This is a genomic window from Empedobacter sp. GD03739, assembly GCF_029843245.1.
Taxonomy (GTDB): domain Bacteria; phylum Bacteroidota; class Bacteroidia; order Flavobacteriales; family Weeksellaceae; genus Empedobacter; species Empedobacter falsenii_B.
On sequence record NZ_JAOCHX010000009.1, the window covers coordinates 33034 to 52414 of the forward strand.

A 19381-nucleotide genomic window follows, 5' to 3' on the forward strand; every position below is an offset into this window, starting at 1 on the left:
ATGAGACAATCTATACCACCGATTACAAAGAATTTACTTATTATAAACGGTTTGTTCTTTCTAGCGACTTTTGTTTTTAGCACAAAAGGAATCGATTTGAGAGTGATTTTAGGTGCTTTTTATCCAGAATCTCCCAACTTCAAATTTTGGCAAATTTTGACGCATATGTTTATGCATGCCGATTTTTCACATATTTTGTTTAACATGTTTGCATTGTGGATGTTTGGTTCTGTGGTTGAACAAACTTTTGGACCAAAAAAATTCTTGACGCTTTATTTGTTAGCTGGTTTAGGAGGTTTTATATTGTTTAATGCAGTTAATTACTTTCAAATAGAGCAGTTAAAAGATGCTGTTCAAACGCAAGGAATAGGTTTTAGTCAAATTTATGAAGCTGCAAAATTAAATATGCAAGGTGGATATCATACGAATTCAATTATTCAAAATAACCAAGCTGCGTCAGAACTTTTGACAAATTATGTAACACCAATGGTTGGTGCTTCTGGTGCTATTTATGGTTTGTTATTGGCTTTCGCGGTTTTATATCCAGACGAAAAATTAATGTTAATCTTTTTCCCAGTTCCTGTAAAAGCAAAATATTTTATTCCAATTATGGTATTAATTGAGTTTTATATGGGATATCAAAACATTGGAAATGTAGCTCACTTTGCACATTTAGGAGGTGGATTGATTGGCTTCTTGTTAACAAGACATTGGAAAAAGAATTTATATAGATGGAATTAAGAAATGGCAAATAATATCTTAGACGATTTAAAATTAAAATATTCATCAGGAAATAGCGCAACAAAATTAATTTACGTTAACGTTGTGGTGTTTTTTACATTGTTAATTGTTGATTTTGTTCTTCGAACGGTAGCAAATTCTACGATTACAACAACTGGTTTGTTTGCGTTGTCATCTTTCAATGATTTAATTGTGAGACCTTGGCAAATCCTAACATATTCTTGGTTACATGGCAATCTTTTTCATTTGATAATGAATATGGTTTTGTTGTATTTTGTTGGACAAATGTTTTTGCAACAATTTCAAAACCGAAATTTAGTTACATTCTATATTTTTGGAGGGATCGCTGGCGGAATTTTCTTTTTATTGTTTCAGAACGTTTTCAATTATTCACATTTATTAGTTGGTGCTTCGGCAGCGGTTTACGCAGTTTTTTTTGCTATGATTTCGTATAATCCGAAAATGCCTGTTCGTTTGTTGTTGATTCCTACTTCATTTCCATTATTGTATGTTGGTTATGTATTTATCGCTTTTGATGTGTATAATATTATAGCTAATCAAAACGCGGGTGGTAGTATTTCACATTTGGGAGGTGCTATTTTTGGTTATCTTTATATGAAACAATTTGAGAGAGGAAATGATTTTTTAGGCAATTTTATTTTCAAAATAGAGGAGTTATTTAAGAAAAAAGAGAAATCAACTTTCAAAACATATAAAAATATTTCTTCAACTTCTTCGCGATCAAATGTTCCGAAAGATGATTACGATTTTAATCATCAAAAAGTTGAAAAACAAAAGAAAATTGATGTAATTTTAGATAAGATTTCTCGTTCAGGTTACGAGAGTTTGTCCAAAGAAGAAAAAGACTTTCTGTTTAGAGAAGGTAGGTAAAATGAGTATAATCAGTAAGTTTAAACTAAATTATTTCAATCGTTTAGTACTAACAATTAATATCGTTTTTTTGTTAGTGGCTTATTGTGTCTATTTAAATAAAATTTTTACGCCTACAGAAATTCCATATTTTAACTTTATTTCGATTGGTTTTCCAATATTATTTGCATTTGGAGCAATGTTTTTACTGTATTGGTTACTGTTTAGCTGGCGACACTTTTTGTTAATTTTAGTTCTTTCAGCCGGATTATTTTACCCAATTTATCTTTCATATCCAATTGTACAATTCAATAAAGTTAAAGATAAAAAAGCTGATTTATCTGTATTGACATATAATGTACATGGTTTTAAAGAAGAAGGAACAAAAGAACTTTTGATTAAGAATAAGGCAGATATTATGCTGCTTCAAGAAGCGTATGAAGGTCAACAGAAAAGTCTAAAAAATAAAGAATTCAAAAATTACTATTCAGAATTTTATGGTTTATTGACAATTTATAGTAAATATCCTATTATTCAAACCAAAAAAATAACGCCTGATGATAATGATGAATTGAATGGTCTTGCCGCATATGCAGATATCGATTTAGGGAATGATACGATTCGTGTAATTAATGTTTATCTTGAACCAATGTACATTGATAAAGCGATGGTAAAAGAAATTATTCAATCCGATGATTCGAGAACTGCCGAAATTTCGAGTCGAAAAGTTGAGTTAAAATTGGTGCAAGGAATGCAAAAACATCAAAAACAGTTAGAAGCGATTATTCCATATATCACATCTTCACGTTATCCAGTTATTTTGGGAACGGATCTTAATTCGACTCCAGTTTCGTACGAATATGAGAAGTTAAAAAAATATCTTCACGATTCTTATATAGAAGTTGGAAAAGGAAATGCGACAACTTTTCATGGATTTAAATTTCCAATTAGAATTGATTATTTATTTCATTCTAAATTATTTAAACCTATTGAGGCACATGTTATTCGAAAAAAATTCTCGGATCATTATCCAGTAGCTGTAAAATATAAAATTTCAGAATAAATTTTTTCTATATTTATTCAATAATCAATCAAAATGAACCAGAAAGAAAGCTTTATTCAAGAGATACAAAGTCGTTATTCTTTTAAAAACGATAAAATAATTTTAGGCAAAGCCAAATTAGATGGCGAAATTGTAGAAGAAGTTGAAATTTCAGTAGCATTAAAAACAATGAATCGTCACGGATTGATTGGTGGAGCAACTGGAACAGGGAAAACAAAATCTTTGCAGATTATCGCCGAGCAACTTTCTCTGAAAGGTGTTCCAACTTTGTTGATGGATATCAAAGGAGACTTATCTGGAATTGGAGCTGCTGCAAATTCGGAAGATAAAAATGCGCAAGAAAGAATGGAGGCGCTTAATTTACCTTTTGATCCGCAAGCTTCTCCTGTCGAGTTTTTGTCTATTTCTGATGAACCAGGTGCAAAACTTCGTGCAACTGTAAGTGATTTTGGTCCAATTTTATTCAGTAAAATTTTGGAACTGAATGAAACACAAGAAAGTATTATTTCAATTATATTCAAATATTGTCAAGATCGTAATTTACCTTTGATTGATTTGGAGGATATTCGACGTGTTTTGCAATATGTGACAGATTCTGATGAAGGAAAATCTGAATTAAATTCGAATTATGGAACAATTGCGCCAGCTTCTTTGGGAGCTATTTTGCGCAAAATTGTTGCATTAGAACAGCAAGGTGCAACAAAGTTTTTTGGAGAACCAAGTTTTGATGTTCAGGATTTATTGAAAACGAAAGACGGAAAAGGAATTGTAAATATTATTCGTTTGATTGATATTCAAAATCAACCTAATTTATTTTCAACTTTTATGTTGAGTTTATTGAATAAAATTTATTCTCAATTCCCTGAATCTGGAGATTCTGATAAACCGAAATTGGTGATTTTTATTGATGAAGCACATTTGATTTTTAAGGAAGCTACGAAAGCTTTGTTGAATCAAATTGAAACAATGGTAAAATTAATTCGATCAAAAGGTGTGGGATTATATTTTGTAACGCAAGTTCCTGGAGATGTTCCTGATGCAGTTTTGAGTCAATTAGGTCTTAAAGTTCAACATGCGTTAAGAGGTTTTACTGCGAAAGATCGAAAAGAAATAACAAAAGCAATTGAGAATTATCCGACAACTACCTATTATAAAGCAAGTGAAGTAATCACTCAATTAGGGATTGGAGAGGCTTTTGTGACTGCTTTAGACGAAAAAGGTATTCCAACTCCTTTGGCTTATACATATATGCGAGCGCCAAATTCGAGAATGGATATCTTGACTTCAAATGAAATCGATACGATTACCTCAAACTCAGATTTAGTGACAAAATATGCGACAGATATTGATCGTGAATCTGCAAATGAAATTTTATCACAAAAATTAGAACAACAAAAAAATATAGAGAAACCTGTTCCAAAAGCAACTTCAACAAGAAGTATTCCTAAAGAAAAAAATTGGACAGATAATCCTGTTGTGCGTGATGTAAGTCGTACTGCAACTCGAAAATTGATGGATTTTGGAATGAAAATGTTAACTAATTTTTTAAAAGGAAAAAAATAAGCACGTGTACGCGATTTTAGATATAGAAGCGACTGGCGGAAAAGTGGGGGAAGAGTCAATCATAGAGATTGCGGTGTATAAATATGATGGAAAAGAAATTGTCGATCAGTTTATATCATTAGTTAATCCCGAAAAAAAGATTGATCAATATGTACAAAGGTTAACGCATATTTCAGATAAAATGGTGTTGACAGCGCCTAAATTTCATGAAATAGCAAAACGTATTGTTGAGATTACAGATGATTGTATTTTAGTTGGACATAATGTAATGTTTGATTATAGAATGCTAAAACAAGAATTCGATCGTTTGGGTTATAATTACGAAAAAGAATGGATTGATACGTTCGAATATAGCGAAAAATTGATTCCAGGATTACCTTCATATTCTTTGGGAAAATTATGCGAATCGCTTGGAATTGTAGTGACAGATAGACATAGAGCTTCTGGAGATGCAAGAGCGACAATTTCTTTGTTCAAATTATTGTTAGATAAAGATTCGGAGAAAATAATTACGAAGAAAACAGGTTTAAAACAACCTAAAAAAGCACATTCGAAATATCAAAAACTGCTTGAAGGTTTACCTAATTCTATAGGAGTTTATTATTTATACAATAGTCGAAAACAACTTATTTATATTAGTCGAAGCAATAATATTGCGAGATCTATTAATCAAATTTTCACATCAAAGACTTTAAAAGCAAATAAGCTAAAGCGTTATACACGTTCTATAAAATTTGAAGAAACTGGAAGTGGTTTTCTTGCTGCAATTAAGGAGAATAACGAGGTTTTGAATAATCAACCAATGTATAATGTAAAGTTGATTGAGAATAAAGTTTATCCTTTTGGATTATATTATTTGGAATCTAAACGTGGTTATTCGAGATTAGAAATAGGGAAAGTTAGAAAAGTACAACCTGTTTTGAAATTTAAAACTAAGGAACGTGCAAAAGAGGTTTTAGAGAAAATTGTGAATGATTATAACCTTTGTCAACAAGTAAATGTTGGAATAAAATCGGATGATTCGTGTTTTCAATATAAAGTGAACAAATGCAATGGAGCTTGTATTAAAGAGGAATCTAAGGAAGTTTACAATGAGAGAATTCAAAATTTTATTAAAACAACTGAATATCCTTCAGAAACTTTTTTAATCATTGATAAAGGACGAAAAGGAATTGAAAAATCGTTTTATTTAGTTGAGAATGGAGAGTTCAAAGGATATGGTTATTATGAATATCATCATCAAATAAAAACGTTAGAGAAGATTCATAATATCTTAATTCCGATTCAAGAAACAGAGGAAATAAAAAATATGCTCAAATATTTTTTATATAAAGTTTCTTCTAATCCTAATCAAATTGTTATTATTGAATAATTAATTCGAATAATATTTAGCCAACGAACGAATAAAAATATTAAACAATAAAAAAGCTCAGTTAATTTTAACTGAGCTTTTTTGTATGATTAAATTTAGACTATTTAATTTCTTTGAAAATTACACGTCTGTTTTCTAAGTTTTTCCAAGCAGGACAGTTTGTAACAGGATTACATTCTGGCCATTTCAAATCAGATTTACCTTTTCCTACAGACGACAATTTAGTTGTGTCAACACCTTTGTTAGCTAAGTAACGAACAACAGAAGCAGCACGTCTTTCAGATAATTTTTGGTTATAATCAACACCACCAGCAGCATCTGTATGACCTTCTACTACGAATTTGAAATCTGGATTTGCTAACAATACCTCAGAAGCATGATTTAATTTTTCATAAGATTGCTCTCTGATACGATCAGAGTTGTAATCGAATTCGATACCCTCTAAGTATGCATTAATTGTTGTTGCAACATCTTCACCAGAAATTCTGATTACTTTCTCAGGACAACCACCGTTTGTAGGAGGTCCAGGAATTGTAGGACATTTATCTTCACTATCTGGAATACCATCTCCATCAGAATCTAAAGAACATCCTGATCCGTCTACGCGAATACCTTCTGGAGTTCCAAGACATTTATCCCATTGGTCACAAACACCGTCACGGTCTTCGTCAATACATTCGAATGGAGTTTGTTCTACAGGAGCTTTGTAAGCTAAAGGAGATACCCATTGTAATGCATCTTTGTGTTTACCAATTTTATAGTGTAATCCCAAAGAGAATGTTATCATATTGTCATCACGACCTTCTTCAGTATCAGCGGCAGTCATACCACCTGAGTTGTGATAAGGCATTGGTTTTCCTGATCCATCAAATTCTTCATCACCAGACATATAGTACATTCCACGTAACTCTAAATCAAATTTGTCATTCAATTTGTAACGTAAACCAGCACCAACTTGAGAATAAATAGATTTATCAGAGATATCTTGATCAGTTATTAATGTAAAGTTAGGATCTCCTTGAGGAGCATAATTATTTCTATAAGCTTTATAGCCATGTATTCCTACTCCAGCATATAAATGCATAGCCCATTTAAATTCAGTTCTGTTATCAACTCTTCTTAGTAAATTTGAAGCATTTAAATCAGCTAAAACTCCAATTGCTTGGTATTTAGTTTTACCATACGCATATCCATGATATCCACTTAAAGCAGAATCATCAATATTACCTTTTTGTCTAGTTTTACCAAATTCATATTGTAAACTAAGACCAAAAGCATGAGAGATTTGTTTATTAACTTGTAATTGAACATCATATCCTGGAGTGAAATATTTTCCCATCCAAGAGACTAAGTCAGTATTTTGTAATGCATTCAATCCACCAAAAGCAGAAACAGACCAATCGTTGAATTCTTTTTTACTATTGTTGAATGGTTTTTCATCGTACTTGGTCTGCGCACTAGCACATACCGCAGCACCTAAGATTAATAAAGATAAAAGTTTTTTCATAGGTTAGAATTATTTTTATAACTAATATAAAGCATATCTTAATATAATTTTACAAAACTAATGAATTAATAGTTAATATCTTAATAAAAAGATAAACTTTTGATAAATTCTCTTGAGTAAATTTGAGGATGAGGAATTTTCAAATAATTGCAATTAACTAAAACTTTATTATAGAATAATATATCAATATCTATTAAACGATCAACGTAACTCTCATTTTCTTTGGGTTTAAAATAGATTCTTCCCATTTTTTGTTCAATATTTTTAATTTTTTTCAAAACCTCAAATGGAGAATAACTTGTATTAATTTCTATTTTCTGATTTAAGAATAAATGATCCGTTGTAAATCCTTCAGCCTTATTTTCAAGAATATTAGATTCTTTTTTTATATTACCTACCTCTTTGTTTATAAGGTTTTTAGCTATTTCTAAATTATTTTTTTTGTCACCTAAGTTTGTACCAAGTAACAAAATGACTATATTTTGCGACATATAGAGCAAAAGTAATAATAAATTAAAAATGAAAAACTTTTTCGGGAGAGTATTCTCAACAATCATAGGAAATCTATTAACGATTAGTGTATTTGTCATACTACTTTTCGTGTTGATATTTGTTTCAGCATTATCTGCTCCAACAAAAAGTGTGAAAGATGGTTCTGTTTTAGAAATTTCGTTGGAAGATCCAATTATGGAAAGTGATATGGATCGTTCCGTTTCTATTTTTGATATGTCAGAAAGTCCAAATGTTTTTTTACAAGATATTATTCATTCAATTGAAGAAGCGAAGAATGATGATAAAATAAAAGGAATTAGTCTGAAATTGGATAAATTTTCTGGTGGAGCTACGCAAGCGACTGATATTCGTAATGCGTTAGAAGATTTTAAAAAATCTGGAAAATTTGTGTATTCATATTCTAATTCAGGAAGTCAGTTGTCATATTATATAAGTAGTGTATCTGATAAAATTTATCAAAATCCTTTGGGTGGAACTTTATTACAAGGTTTGAGTTCTAATATTATGTTCTTCAAAAATGCAGGAGATAAATATGGTGTAGATTTTCAGGTGATTCGTCACGGACAATTTAAGAGTGCTGTAGAGCCTTATATGAGAACAAATATGTCTGATGAGAATCGTTTGCAATTATCGGAATTATTGAATGATGTTTGGGGTAATGTTTCAACTTCGATTACAAAATCACGTAAAATTTCTCCTGAACAATTCACTACAGTAACAGATAGTTTGTATGCTTTCATTCCAGAAACAGGAAAAGAAAACAAGATTTATGATGTATTGGCTCAAGAAAATGAATATCAAAAAATGTTATTCACAAAACTTGGTTTGAAAGAAGAAAAATCAAAAACTGATTTTGAAGTTCTTGATAAACATACGATAAAAGTGGAAGATTATTTCGAAACTTTATCAGAAAAATCTGAAAAAGATAAAATTGCAGTCTTATACGCATCTGGAACAATTACAGAAGGAGATGGTTTTGATGGTATTCAATCGAAAACTTATGTGGATGCGATTCGCAAAATCAGTCAAAATGATAAAATCAAAGCTTTAGTTTTACGTGTAAATTCTCCAGGAGGGAGTGCAAATGCATCAGAAGAAATTTTATATGAATTGATGCAATTGAAAACAAAAATGCCAATCGTAGTTTCTTTTGGTGATGTCGCGGCGTCTGGTGGATATTATATCGCACAAGCTTCGGACAAAATTTATGCGCAACCAAATACAATAACTGGGTCTATTGGTGTTTTTGGAATGATACCAAATGCGCAAAAATTATTCAATAATTTCGGATTAGATTTTGATGAAGTAAAAACGAATGCAAATGCAGATCAGTTAAAGTCTTTGACGACACCATTATCACCAACAGCAAAAAATACGATGCAAAAATCAATTGTATTGATTTATGGAAAATTCGTAAATCACGTTGCTACAAATAGAAAATTAACATACGAGCAAGTTGATAAAATAGGTGAAGGACGTGTTTGGTCTGGAACTCGTGCAAAACAAATTGGTTTGGTAGATGATTTCGGAAGTTTAGATACAGCAATAAAAGAAGCAGCTAAATTGGCTAAAATAGAAAAATATTCGACAGAAAATTATCCAAAAAGAAAAGATTCTTTTGAAGAATTTATGGATAATCTTCAAGGAAAAAATACTGAGGCAGCAATTGCAAAAGAATTAGGTTCGGACGGAATCCGAATTTACAAAGAAATAAAGATGATGAATGAGCAAAAAGGTGTTCAAGTTAGGCTACCTTACGATATTCAAATTCAATAAAAATCATAAAAAAGGGTTAAAATATTTTTAACCCTTTTTTATTGTTAAAATCTTACTATTTTAGTAAAAATATTTAGTTGATAATAAAATTAAATTCTCTTTTATAATCATCTAAATTTATTATACTTTTGTACATTCATTTTTAATAATACTGAGACATAATCAACGATGGGATTATTTGATTTTTTCACGCAAGAAATTGCGATTGACTTGGGGACTGCTAACACTTTAATTATCCACAATAATAAAGTTGTAGTAGATAGTCCATCTATCGTCGCTATACATAGAAGAACAAATAAAGTTATTGCTGTTGGAGAACAAGCAAAACACATGCAAGGTAAAACGCATGATGATATAAAAACAATTCGTCCTTTGAAAGACGGAGTAATTGCAGATTTTGAAGCTTCAGAATTCATGTTGACAGAGTTCATCAAGAAAATTCCTGGAATTCAAGGAAAATTATTTTCACCTTCATTGCGAATGGTGATTTGTATTCCTTCTGGAATTACAGAAGTTGAAAAACGTGCCGTAAAAGATTCTTGTGCACGTGTTAATGCTAAAGATGTTCGTCTTATTTACGAACCAATGGCTGCTGCGATAGGAGTTGGAATTGATATCACTCAACCTAAGGGTAACATGATTATTGATATAGGTGGTGGTACAACTGAAATTGCTGTTGTTGCATTAGGTGGTATTGTTTGTGACAAATCTGTGAAAATTGCAGGTGATGTTTTTACAAATGATATTGCATATTACTTAAGAACCCATCATAATTTATATATCGGAGAAAGAACTGCCGAGCGTGTTAAAATTGAAGTTGGAGCTGCTGTAGAAGAATTAGAGCATGCACCAGATGATATGCCAGTACAAGGACGTGATTTGATTACAGGAAAACCAAAAGAAATTACTGTAAACTACCGCGAAATTGCACGTGCGTTAGATAAATCAATTTTACGTATCGAAGATGGTGTAATGGAAACGTTATCTCAAACTCCTCCAGAATTAGCTGCAGATATTTACAACACTGGTATCTATATGGCTGGTGGTGGAGCTATGTTGAGAGGTTTGGATCAACGTATTTCTAAAAAAACAGGTTTACCAGTTTTCTTGGCTGATGATCCTTTACGTGCTGTTGTTCGTGGAACAGGTATTGCACTTAAAAATATTGATAAATTCACTTTCTTAATGAAATAGAAGAGTAAAGAGCAATGCAATATATTCTGAATGCCATTAGAAGAAATGGAATGCTATTAATTTTTGTCTTTTTAGAGTTAATTGCGTTGTTTCTTGTCTTTAAGAAAAATATTTATCACGAAACTATTCTTGCCTCTGCAAGCACTTCGTTTACAGGTTATGTGGATGATAAAATTGCAAAGGTGACAAACTTTATTAATTTACCGAGTACCAACAAAGATTTGATGGACGAAAATGCCTTTTTGCGTGAGCAATTGGTGCATTTGGGGATTAAAGATGCGAAAACTAAAAAGTTTTACAAATCGGATACCTTAGGTTATCATCAAACGTATTCTTTTGTACCTGCTGAGATTGTTAATAACTCGATTATCAAAACGCAAAACCTTTTGACGATTGATAAAGGAACAAATGACGGAATAGAAAAAGGTGACGGAATCATTACAAATAATGGTGTAATTGGTATTGTAACTTTTGCAGGGAAAAATTATTCTCGTGCAATTTCGTTGTTAAACAAGGATATCAATATCAATGCACGTATCAAAGGAAATCAATATTTCGGGACAGTGAAATGGGATGGAAAAGATCCTCGTTTTGTCCAGTTATATGAAATTCCGAAATACATCGAAGTGAAAAAAGGTGATATCATCGAAACAGATGGTAAATCGCCAGTTTTCCCAGAAGGAATTATTATAGGTAAAGTTGTAAGCAAAGGAATTGATGAAACGGGAGAAATGAAAGTTCAAGTAAGATTGAAACAAGATTTCGCCAATTTGGCACAAGCTTATGTGGTTACAAACCTTAATAAAGTTGAAATTCAACAAGTAGAAAAATCAGATACAATAACAAGTCCAAAGAATGTTCAATAAAGATTTTTTAATCAATATTATCAAGATTATCGTTTTAGCTTTGCTACAAGTTTTTGTGTTCAATCACATCAACTTTTTAGGAAGTTATCAACCATATATCTATATTGTATTTGTATTATTTTATCCGCCTTATCAAAATAAATATGCGTTATTAATTTTATCATTTATGTTAGGATTAATGATAGATATTTTCGAATATACAGGTGGAATTCATGCTTTCGCATTAACACTTATCGCATTTCTTAGAAATCCAATTATCAAACTTTTGGCAGGAAAACAAGATTACGAAATGGAATTTTTCTCTTTCAATTCGTTCAGTTTTGCGCAATGGTTATTTTATTTGATTATTCTAATTCTTGCACATCATATTATTTTATTACTTCTTGAGAATTTTAAACCATCAGGAATTGGACTTTTGATGCTGAAAGCATTAATCAATTCGGGAATAACTTTTGTGTTTGTCTTTATTTATAAAATTTTATTTAAAAATAAAGTTGGAGTATGAAAAAGTTGATGGTTGTTTATGCACTCATCCTGTTTATAGTGTTTCTATTTATAGGACGTTTGGCGTATTTGCAATTATTTACAGATCGTTATACGTTAAATGCATTTAATACGTCGATCAAACAAGAAATCATTTATCCCAATCGTGGTGATATTCTTGATCGAAACGGAAAATTGTTGGTGAGTAATACCTATTCGTACGAATTAGATGTTATTCCAGGAAAATTAATTGACAGTTATGGAGAATATATGAATGGTTTTGATAAGCCTAAATTCTCTAAAATGATTGGAATTTCTACACAACAATTTGATTCTATTTTAGATAAAATTGTTACTGCAAAAGATTACAAAAAATTATCTCCATATCCTTTTTTAAAGAATATTTCGCGCGAAAATTTTGCTCGTATGCAAGAGCAATTGTATCTGTATCCAGCGTTTAGTATCATCAAACGTCCTGAGCGTAAATACATGGTAAATTCTGCCGGGAATATATTGGGCTATATAAATGAGGCCAATCAAGCATATATCAAAACAGATTCTACCTATTATCAACCTGGAGATTTAGTAGGAATTGCTGGAGTTGAGAAATCGTATGAAAAAGATTTGCGTGGAGTAAAAGGTGTAAAAAACTGGATTGTAGATCGAACAATGAATGTTGTTGGTCCATATAAAAATGGTGACTATGATCGACCTGTAAAAAGTGGGAAAACAGTTCATTTGACAATTGATTATAGATTGCAAGAATTAGCAGAACAAATGCTTCAAAATAAACGTGGGGCAATTGTCGCGCTTGATCCTAATAATGGTGAAATTTTGGCTTTAGCATCCGCACCTACAATTAATCCAAACGATTATTTGAATACAAAGTTGAGAAGTGCATTAATCAACGATTCTATTGCTCGTCCAACTTATGATAGAGCTTTACAAGGAACTTATCCTCCTGGTTCTACATTCAAAATGGTAACGGCTTTGGCTGGTTTACAAATGGGAACGATGACAGAAAAAACAACATATGTTTGTAAACATGGTTTCCGTTATGGACGTATGCATATTGGTTGTCACTGTGGAATGTATTATACGCCGCAAGGTTTAGAACATGCAATTGGAAAATCATGTAATAATTATTTTTCTGAAGCTTATCGTGATATTGTTCGTAAAGACCCAAATGATTATAGTGTCGGAATTAACGAATGGGCTTCCATTTTGAATAGTTTCGGATTAGGAAAATTTATGGGAACAGATTTACCTGTTGGTAGCAAAGGTCTTATTCCGACAGCTGAGTTTTACGATAATCGTTTTGGAGAAGGTGTTTGGAATCCTTATCGTATTATTTTTAATGGTATGGGACAAGGAGATATCAATACAACTCCGCTGCAAATGGCAAATTATACAGCAATTATTGCCAACAAAGGATTTTTCTATACACCGCATATTGTACATAGTATTGATGGAAAACCATTGACGGATTCTACTTATATGGTGAAAAAAAATACATTGGTTGATCCAAAACATTTTGACATCATTCAACGCGGAATGCGTAATGTATTTACAATGGGTACAGCTCGTAGTTTTGATACAAGTTCTTTTGTACAATTTGGTAAAACTGGAACTTCTCAGAACTCTCATGGACAAGATCACTCATTATTTGTATTGTTTGCTCCAGCAGATAAACCAAAAATTGCGATTGCTGCAATTGTAGAAAATGGTTCTTGGGGTACAACTTATGCTGGACCAATGGCGAGTTTGATTGCTGAATTGTATGTAACAGATACAATAAAACGTCCTGCGTTAGTGCAACGTATGAAAAATGGTAATCTACAAGGCGAATATCGTCGTCAATGGATAGATTATCTAAAAAGAAAAGGATTATACGTAGAACCTGTAAAAAAGGATTCTATCGGAAATAAAATAGATAGTTTAAAATTAAAAAAAGATTCAACAAAACTAAAACATGAGCCAAAGCAGATTACTAAAAGGAATTGATTGGGCCGTACTGATCCTAGGGTTTCTGATAGTAACTTTCGGGATTATGAATGTGTATAGTGTCAATCCAGATTTAGGTGTAAAACAGCTAATTTGGTTTGGACTTGGAATGGTGATGATATTGATTTTGATAATTACGAGCGGAAACAATCGTAATTTCTTCGAAATTTATAGTCCAGTTTTTTACATTATTTCCCTCGTTTTACTCGTTGGAGTTTTGATTGTTGGAAAGGAAATTAATGGTGCAAAAGCGTGGTATCGTTTTGGTCCTCTGAGTTTGCAACCAGCCGAATTTGCTAAGATTGGTACAGCTTTGTTGATTGCTAATTTTATCAATCATTCAAATGCAAATCTAAAAGACTTAGGTTTTATAGGAAAAATATTGTTGATTATCGCAATACCAGTAGTTTTAATCCTTCTTCAACCCGATTTAGGATCAGTAATTATTTTCTGTTCATTAAGTATTGCTTTGTACAGAGAAGGACTTAATCCGTGGATAATTTTAGCGCCAATCATATTATTAATCATTTTCTTGATTTCGATTGTACAAATTCCTTTTTATGTTTTATTAGTTTTTGGATTTATAATTCTGACAATTGCGTTATTAATCTTAGCTTTCAATTATAATCAGAATGTAGTTGATGCAATGCACGGCGTTTTAATCGGTTTATCAATTTTCTTTTTATTATTGATTGGAATTTGTTATTTGGTTGAAGATTTATCTGAGGAAACACGCGAATCTTTCGGACATTTATTTCCAATGCGTTCCTTATTTTTCTCAGAACCAATATTTTTTAATACAACTTTCTTTGGATTGATAGGATTCTTTATATCAATTATTCCAGTTTTAATTTTAAAATTAACCGAACAAAAAGAAATTAATGATTCGCCATTCAAAACACAATCTGGATTAGCTGCAAATGTTCTGAATTTTAGTATTATTGCGTCTATTGTGTTGTTATTATTTGCAAGCACGGTTAGTTTTATTTCTCCGATCATTTTTGAGAAATTACCCAAACACCAAAAAGAGCGTGTGATGGTTTTGTACGAAGGAGAAGCAAAGTATCGTGATACTTCGGGATATAATTTATTGTATGCGAAAACAGCGATTGGTTCGGGCGAATTATATGGAAAAGGTTACAATCAAGGAACTATTAAAAAAGGAAGATTTGTACCAGAACAACAAACCGATTACATTTTTACAGCAGTTGGAGAGGAGTGGGGTTTCATAGGAAGTACAGCTTTGGTAATTGTCTACGCAATTTTTGTTGGACGATTATTTTTCTTAGCCGAACATCAAAAAAATAGATTTGCACGATTTTATGGATATGCAGTCGCCTCTATTTTATTTTTCCATTTCTTTATCAATATTGCAATGGTAATTGGGCTTTTCCCAACAGTTGGTATTCCGCTACCATTCTTTAGTTATGGAGGAAGTTCGTTGTGGGGATTCACTATTCTGATCGGAATTTTCCTAATCATTCATTACAAGAACAGTCAAGGATTTATTTAGAAAATAATTCAATAAAATAAAAAAGCTACATTGAAAATCAATGTAGCTTTTTCGTTATTATTTCGATACTTCTAACTCAGAAATATGATGAACTTTCTTAATTAATTTGTTGTCTTTATCAACCAAAATTAGAGTAGGAGTAGACTCTATTCCAAACTCAGCTGCGATTGGTGAATCCCATCTCAAAAGATCAGTATAATTGTACCAAGGTAAATCTTTTGTAGCGCTATTAAACGCTGTTTGATCGTAGTCTAAAGAAATGGCAACAATTTCTCCGCCTTTTGATTTAAAGTTCTTGTAAAACTCTTTAATATGCGGGATCTCTTGTTGACAAGCAGGACACCAAGAAGCCCAGAAAACAATTAATTTTTGATCTGCTTTGATATCATACAACGATTTTTTTCCGTTAATAGGTTGAGGAAAAGTGATATTTGGAACTTTACTTCCTGCTTGCATAGAAGCGCTTTGTCCTACTTTCTTTTTCAATTGATCTGTTACGTTAGAAGTCAAACCTTTTACTTTATCTACGTATTTTTTATGAAAATTTGCATATTCTTTTTCAGGAACAAAGTTTAAGATAGTCGTCAATACATTTTGACCTCTTGTTGTTTTGATATCTGTTTTAGCCAAAATTTCGTCTGTAGCAGCAATTAAATTTCCTTCTACATCTTGATTGTTAGCAGCAGCTAATTTTCCATTAATATATGCAAAAATTAAATCATTAAATGTTCCAGATTGCTCCAATCGTACATCATCTTTTACAAAATGATTCACAATTTCATTTAGGGTTTCAGTATCTTTATTTGTTTGAGCTTTTTGTTTCAAATCATTCAACTCATTAATATAGGTAATTAATGGTGAGAAATTTTCGTTACGTTTCAACTCTTTTATACGCTTATCTTCTTTTACCATTGCTGTATAAAACTCGTCAGTCGGCTTATACATTTGCATTAAATAAGGAAAAACTTGATTCTGAATTTCATTTAATGGTTGAAGTGCTAAAACTTTATTGTATTCTTTTTGAGTATTTCCTTCTAAAATTTCAAGTTTAGTAGACATTTCTTGTCCACTTACCGTTTTGAATTTTAGATTTTTGTTATCAGTTAATAACGAAAGATTTTCTCCAGTTGGCAAATCAATACGTACAAAACCATTGTATGCTTTTGGAACTTTAACAGAGAAATTTCCATTGTTGTCAGTAATCGCATTGTTGATTAATTTCATTTCAGCATTCTCGAAAATTTTAACCAAAACAGGTTTGTTAGCATAATTTTCTATTTGCCCAGAAACGTTAAACTGTGCAAAAACAGAGCTTCCTAAAACAACAAGCGGTAGTATAAATTTATTTTTCATAGTTTGTTTGATATAATAAAAAAACCTCAATCTATTTGATTGAGGTTTAAAAGTATGATTATTATTAATTAAATCAAAGATTTTTTGTATTTCTTAACAGCGAAGTAAGCAACTCCGATTAAGACTGCTAAACCAATTAAATAAATAGTGTATTCATCTATTGGTGTAGTTGGTTCATCAAGAGCACCTGATGTCCATGGACCACCTCCTGGTGTTCCTGGTGTAGGTGGTTGAGCATAAGCGATTGAAAGTGTAAATAATATTAAAGCACTTATATATTTTTTCAACATAATGATAAGTTTTATAGGTTAGGTTTTATTTCTTAAAAATAGATTTTAACGTTTCAACTGTATTATCAGAATATTGGATATTTACAATATACATTCCGTTTTCTAAATTATTGATGCTATAATCTACTGATGTTGTTACATTTTCTTTAGATAGTACTAATTGACCAGACATATTATATATACTAATATTAGCTATCAAATTCTTTTTAGAAAAACGAATAGAGTTTGAAGAATCGTTATTTTTATAAATAAAAGTTTTATTTTTATTTACTTCAGCCTCTCCAGTACCTAATGTTTTAGGTAAAGCGTTCCAGTATACTACAAAACGATCACTTGTCATTTCAGCTGCTTCGAAAGTATAAGTAAAATCTTTTGTAATTTCAATAGATTTATTCTCTTTTGTATCAACAAAATAAAATTTATTACCATTACTTAATCTTTCAAGTCCATCATTTAATGTAGATCCTTCGGCTAAATTAGCACCTAAAGTAAAAGTAGTGTTTGTATCTTTTGGATTTTTATAAAATGTTATACGTAATGGTTTTGCAACATAATCATTCATATTAAATCCATTAATATACAAATAAGATCCATTATCGTAAGTACCGTCTGCAGCTTCTTGATTTAACCAAAAACCAGAGTTTGTACCAAAATCATTGAAATCTAATTCAAATTGTTCACGATTACCAGTCACATTTTCGTTTACAGCTGTAAAGTATACATTATTTGTTGTATTACCATCTTTACTAGATATTTGTAAACCTAATTGATATAGCGAAGGATTAGAGAAATCATCAGATTTATCATTTTGATTAGTTGTAAATGATACATCATTGACGCTTTGTCTAGATTGTACTGTACCGTTAACACTTGCTCCATTTGCTGTCATGGCAAAGGTTTTGTAATCCCCGTTACTACTTGTATCATTATCTGTAAAGTAAAACTGATGAGATTTATCACTTTCTTTATTCAATTTGATTGTAACAATCTCAAATGGTTTTAGAATTAATGCAGCTGCATCTCCTGTCCATAATATATTTCCAGAACCATCAACACTTGCTTTAGCAACTTTCAATGTACCTTGGGTAGGAGTGGTATTACCAGTTCCATGTACCCATTTTACTTGAGAACCTACTTTTTGTATTGCTTGTAAATCAGCTTTTTGAGAGTAATACTTAGAAAATACTTTGTTTAAATCTAAATTATGAGTAAAGGGATTTCCATAATTTATCAAGTATTTTCCAAAAGTTGTGCTATTTGTTGTATACGAATCAAAACTGTCCCCAATAAATGTTCTGTATCGCTCACCAGAAGGAGCTTTACGTTCAGACCATACACTCCAAGGATCAGTTGAAGTATATTTAGCTCCTGAAGTAGACCAAGTAGAGTTACCGCTAACACCAGATTTATTTAGAATAGCATTAATGGAAATATTTGACCATGGTATACCTTTATAGTTTATACGAGCATTTGTATCTAAACTATTAGTTGAAAATGTGGTTTTTATAGGATCATTAACTAAATTTAATATGTATAAATGACCATGTGTGTTACCTGATATTAAAGCAGGGTTAGCTGTTTCAGTTTTGTAATATGAATCCCCTGAATCCCAACCAAGATAAGAGTCATTATATCTATATTTGTCTGTATCTGCATGATGTATTGGAGTTAATCCAAATGTGTTTTGATATAAATTATCTACTTTATCATTAGTGAATGGAAAAGATATAGGTAACCAATTATAATTTGCTGGGTTAGCATATTTTTGTTGCATTGTCAACTTACCTTGAATACGATCATAAGTACCATGGCGAGCATCTGAGTTTCCTGTGGTAACCATAAACATAACTTGCCCATAATGAGTAGCATCGGTATATGTATTTACAAAATTACTACCATCGTTAATTGTAGAGCCATCTGTATCATAATTTTTAAAATAGTACTTAGTATCTGTCGATGGTCCCAAAATAGAAGAGCCAGTACCAGGTTGTAAATTAGATAGTTTTATCTGTATATTACCTTCGTTTATAATTGTATTAGCTTTAGATGAAGAAATTTCTAATCCATTACCCATGTACAAAAGTGTGTTAGGCTTTACGGCAACAACAGCTTGATCTTTTACGTATGTAGTTTGCGCAGAAGCGCTATATATCGCACCAAGTGCGAATAAAGCAAGTAGATTCTTTTTCATAAATTATATTATTTTGGTAGGTTTCTTTTTAAAATTATAAAATAATTTCATTACAAATATAAAAATATTTATTAAAAAGTTA

Annotated in this window: 16 protein-coding genes; 11 read left to right on the top strand and 5 right to left on the bottom strand. The window is 31.2% G+C overall.

Annotation, left to right across the window (positions count from 1 at the left end; translation table 11 throughout):
- From N5E64_RS04635 to N5E64_RS04655, 5 genes are read left to right on the top strand one after another with little or no spacing between them, the layout of a single operon-like run.
- Entirely contained in the window at window positions 1–741 is a 741-nt protein-coding gene (locus N5E64_RS04635; protein ID WP_125348696.1) for a rhomboid family intramembrane serine protease, read from the top strand.
- 3 nt (window positions 742–744) lie between these two features.
- Window positions 745–1632, top strand: a complete 888-nt coding sequence (locus N5E64_RS04640; protein WP_280036002.1) for a rhomboid family intramembrane serine protease — start codon at window positions 745–747, stop codon at window positions 1630–1632.
- 1 nt (window position 1633) lies between these two features.
- Complete coding sequence (locus N5E64_RS04645) at window positions 1634–2674, top strand: endonuclease/exonuclease/phosphatase family protein (protein ID WP_052217546.1); 1041 nt, start codon at window positions 1634–1636, stop codon at window positions 2672–2674.
- A 33-nt stretch (window positions 2675–2707) separates the two neighbouring features.
- On the top strand, window positions 2708–4237 hold the full coding sequence (locus tag N5E64_RS04650) for a helicase HerA-like domain-containing protein (RefSeq protein ID WP_125348700.1): 1530 nt from the start codon (window positions 2708–2710) through the stop codon (window positions 4235–4237).
- A 4-nt stretch (window positions 4238–4241) separates the two neighbouring features.
- Window positions 4242–5609 carry an exonuclease domain-containing protein gene (locus N5E64_RS04655; RefSeq protein WP_125348702.1) on the top strand — a complete coding sequence of 456 codons (1368 nt, stop codon included), beginning with the start codon at window positions 4242–4244 and terminating at the stop codon, window positions 5607–5609.
- Between the two features lie 100 nt (window positions 5610–5709).
- Here N5E64_RS04655 and N5E64_RS04660 read toward each other — a convergent pair whose 3' ends face one another.
- A complete protein-coding gene (locus N5E64_RS04660; RefSeq protein WP_280036003.1) occupies window positions 5710–7116 on the bottom strand; it encodes an OmpA family protein in 1407 nt (468 codons plus the stop codon).
- 80 nt (window positions 7117–7196) lie between these two features.
- Window positions 7197–7607 (bottom strand): 2-amino-4-hydroxy-6-hydroxymethyldihydropteridine diphosphokinase, encoded by a 411-nt coding sequence (gene folK, locus N5E64_RS04665; RefSeq protein WP_185144072.1) that lies wholly within the window; start codon window positions 7605–7607, stop codon window positions 7197–7199.
- 28 nt (window positions 7608–7635) lie between these two features.
- On the opposite strand from folK, the gene sppA reads away from it, so the two are divergent.
- The 6 genes from sppA (at window position 7636) to rodA (ending at window position 15465) form a co-directional block, all read left to right on the top strand.
- Window positions 7636–9405, top strand: coding sequence for a signal peptide peptidase SppA (gene sppA / locus N5E64_RS04670; RefSeq protein ID WP_280036005.1), 1770 nt, complete (start codon window positions 7636–7638; stop codon window positions 9403–9405).
- A 168-nt stretch (window positions 9406–9573) separates the two neighbouring features.
- Complete coding sequence (locus tag N5E64_RS04675) at window positions 9574–10599, top strand: rod shape-determining protein (protein ID WP_038331974.1); 1026 nt, start codon at window positions 9574–9576, stop codon at window positions 10597–10599.
- A gap of 14 nt (window positions 10600–10613) precedes the next feature.
- Window positions 10614–11465 (top strand): rod shape-determining protein MreC, encoded by an 852-nt coding sequence (gene mreC / locus N5E64_RS04680; RefSeq protein WP_038331976.1) that lies wholly within the window; start codon window positions 10614–10616, stop codon window positions 11463–11465.
- Window positions 11455–11970: a rod shape-determining protein MreD gene (mreD, locus tag N5E64_RS04685; RefSeq protein WP_038331978.1), complete on the top strand. Its 516-nt coding sequence runs from the start codon at window positions 11455–11457 to the stop codon at window positions 11968–11970. Before mreC ends, mreD begins: the two co-directional genes overlap by 11 nt.
- A complete protein-coding gene (locus N5E64_RS04690; protein ID WP_280036008.1) occupies window positions 11967–13952 on the top strand; it encodes a penicillin-binding protein 2 in 1986 nt (661 codons plus the stop codon). Before mreD ends, N5E64_RS04690 begins: the two co-directional genes overlap by 4 nt.
- Window positions 13921–15465, top strand: coding sequence for a rod shape-determining protein RodA (gene rodA / locus N5E64_RS04695; protein WP_280036009.1), 1545 nt, complete (start codon window positions 13921–13923; stop codon window positions 15463–15465). Before N5E64_RS04690 ends, rodA begins: the two co-directional genes overlap by 32 nt.
- Before the next feature lie 57 nt (window positions 15466–15522).
- Here rodA and N5E64_RS04700 read toward each other — a convergent pair whose 3' ends face one another.
- From N5E64_RS04700 to N5E64_RS04710, 3 genes are all read right to left on the bottom strand, one after another.
- Window positions 15523–16818: a TlpA disulfide reductase family protein gene (locus tag N5E64_RS04700; RefSeq protein ID WP_280036011.1), complete on the bottom strand. Its 1296-nt coding sequence runs from the start codon at window positions 16816–16818 to the stop codon at window positions 15523–15525.
- 68 nt (window positions 16819–16886) lie between these two features.
- Window positions 16887–17108 carry a hypothetical protein gene (locus tag N5E64_RS04705; RefSeq protein WP_280036012.1) on the bottom strand — a complete coding sequence of 74 codons (222 nt, stop codon included), beginning with the start codon at window positions 17106–17108 and terminating at the stop codon, window positions 16887–16889.
- A 25-nt stretch (window positions 17109–17133) separates the two neighbouring features.
- Complete coding sequence (locus tag N5E64_RS04710; protein ID WP_280036014.1) at window positions 17134–19299, bottom strand: T9SS type A sorting domain-containing protein; 2166 nt, start codon at window positions 19297–19299, stop codon at window positions 17134–17136.
- Window positions 19300–19381: the final 82 nt, after the last annotated feature.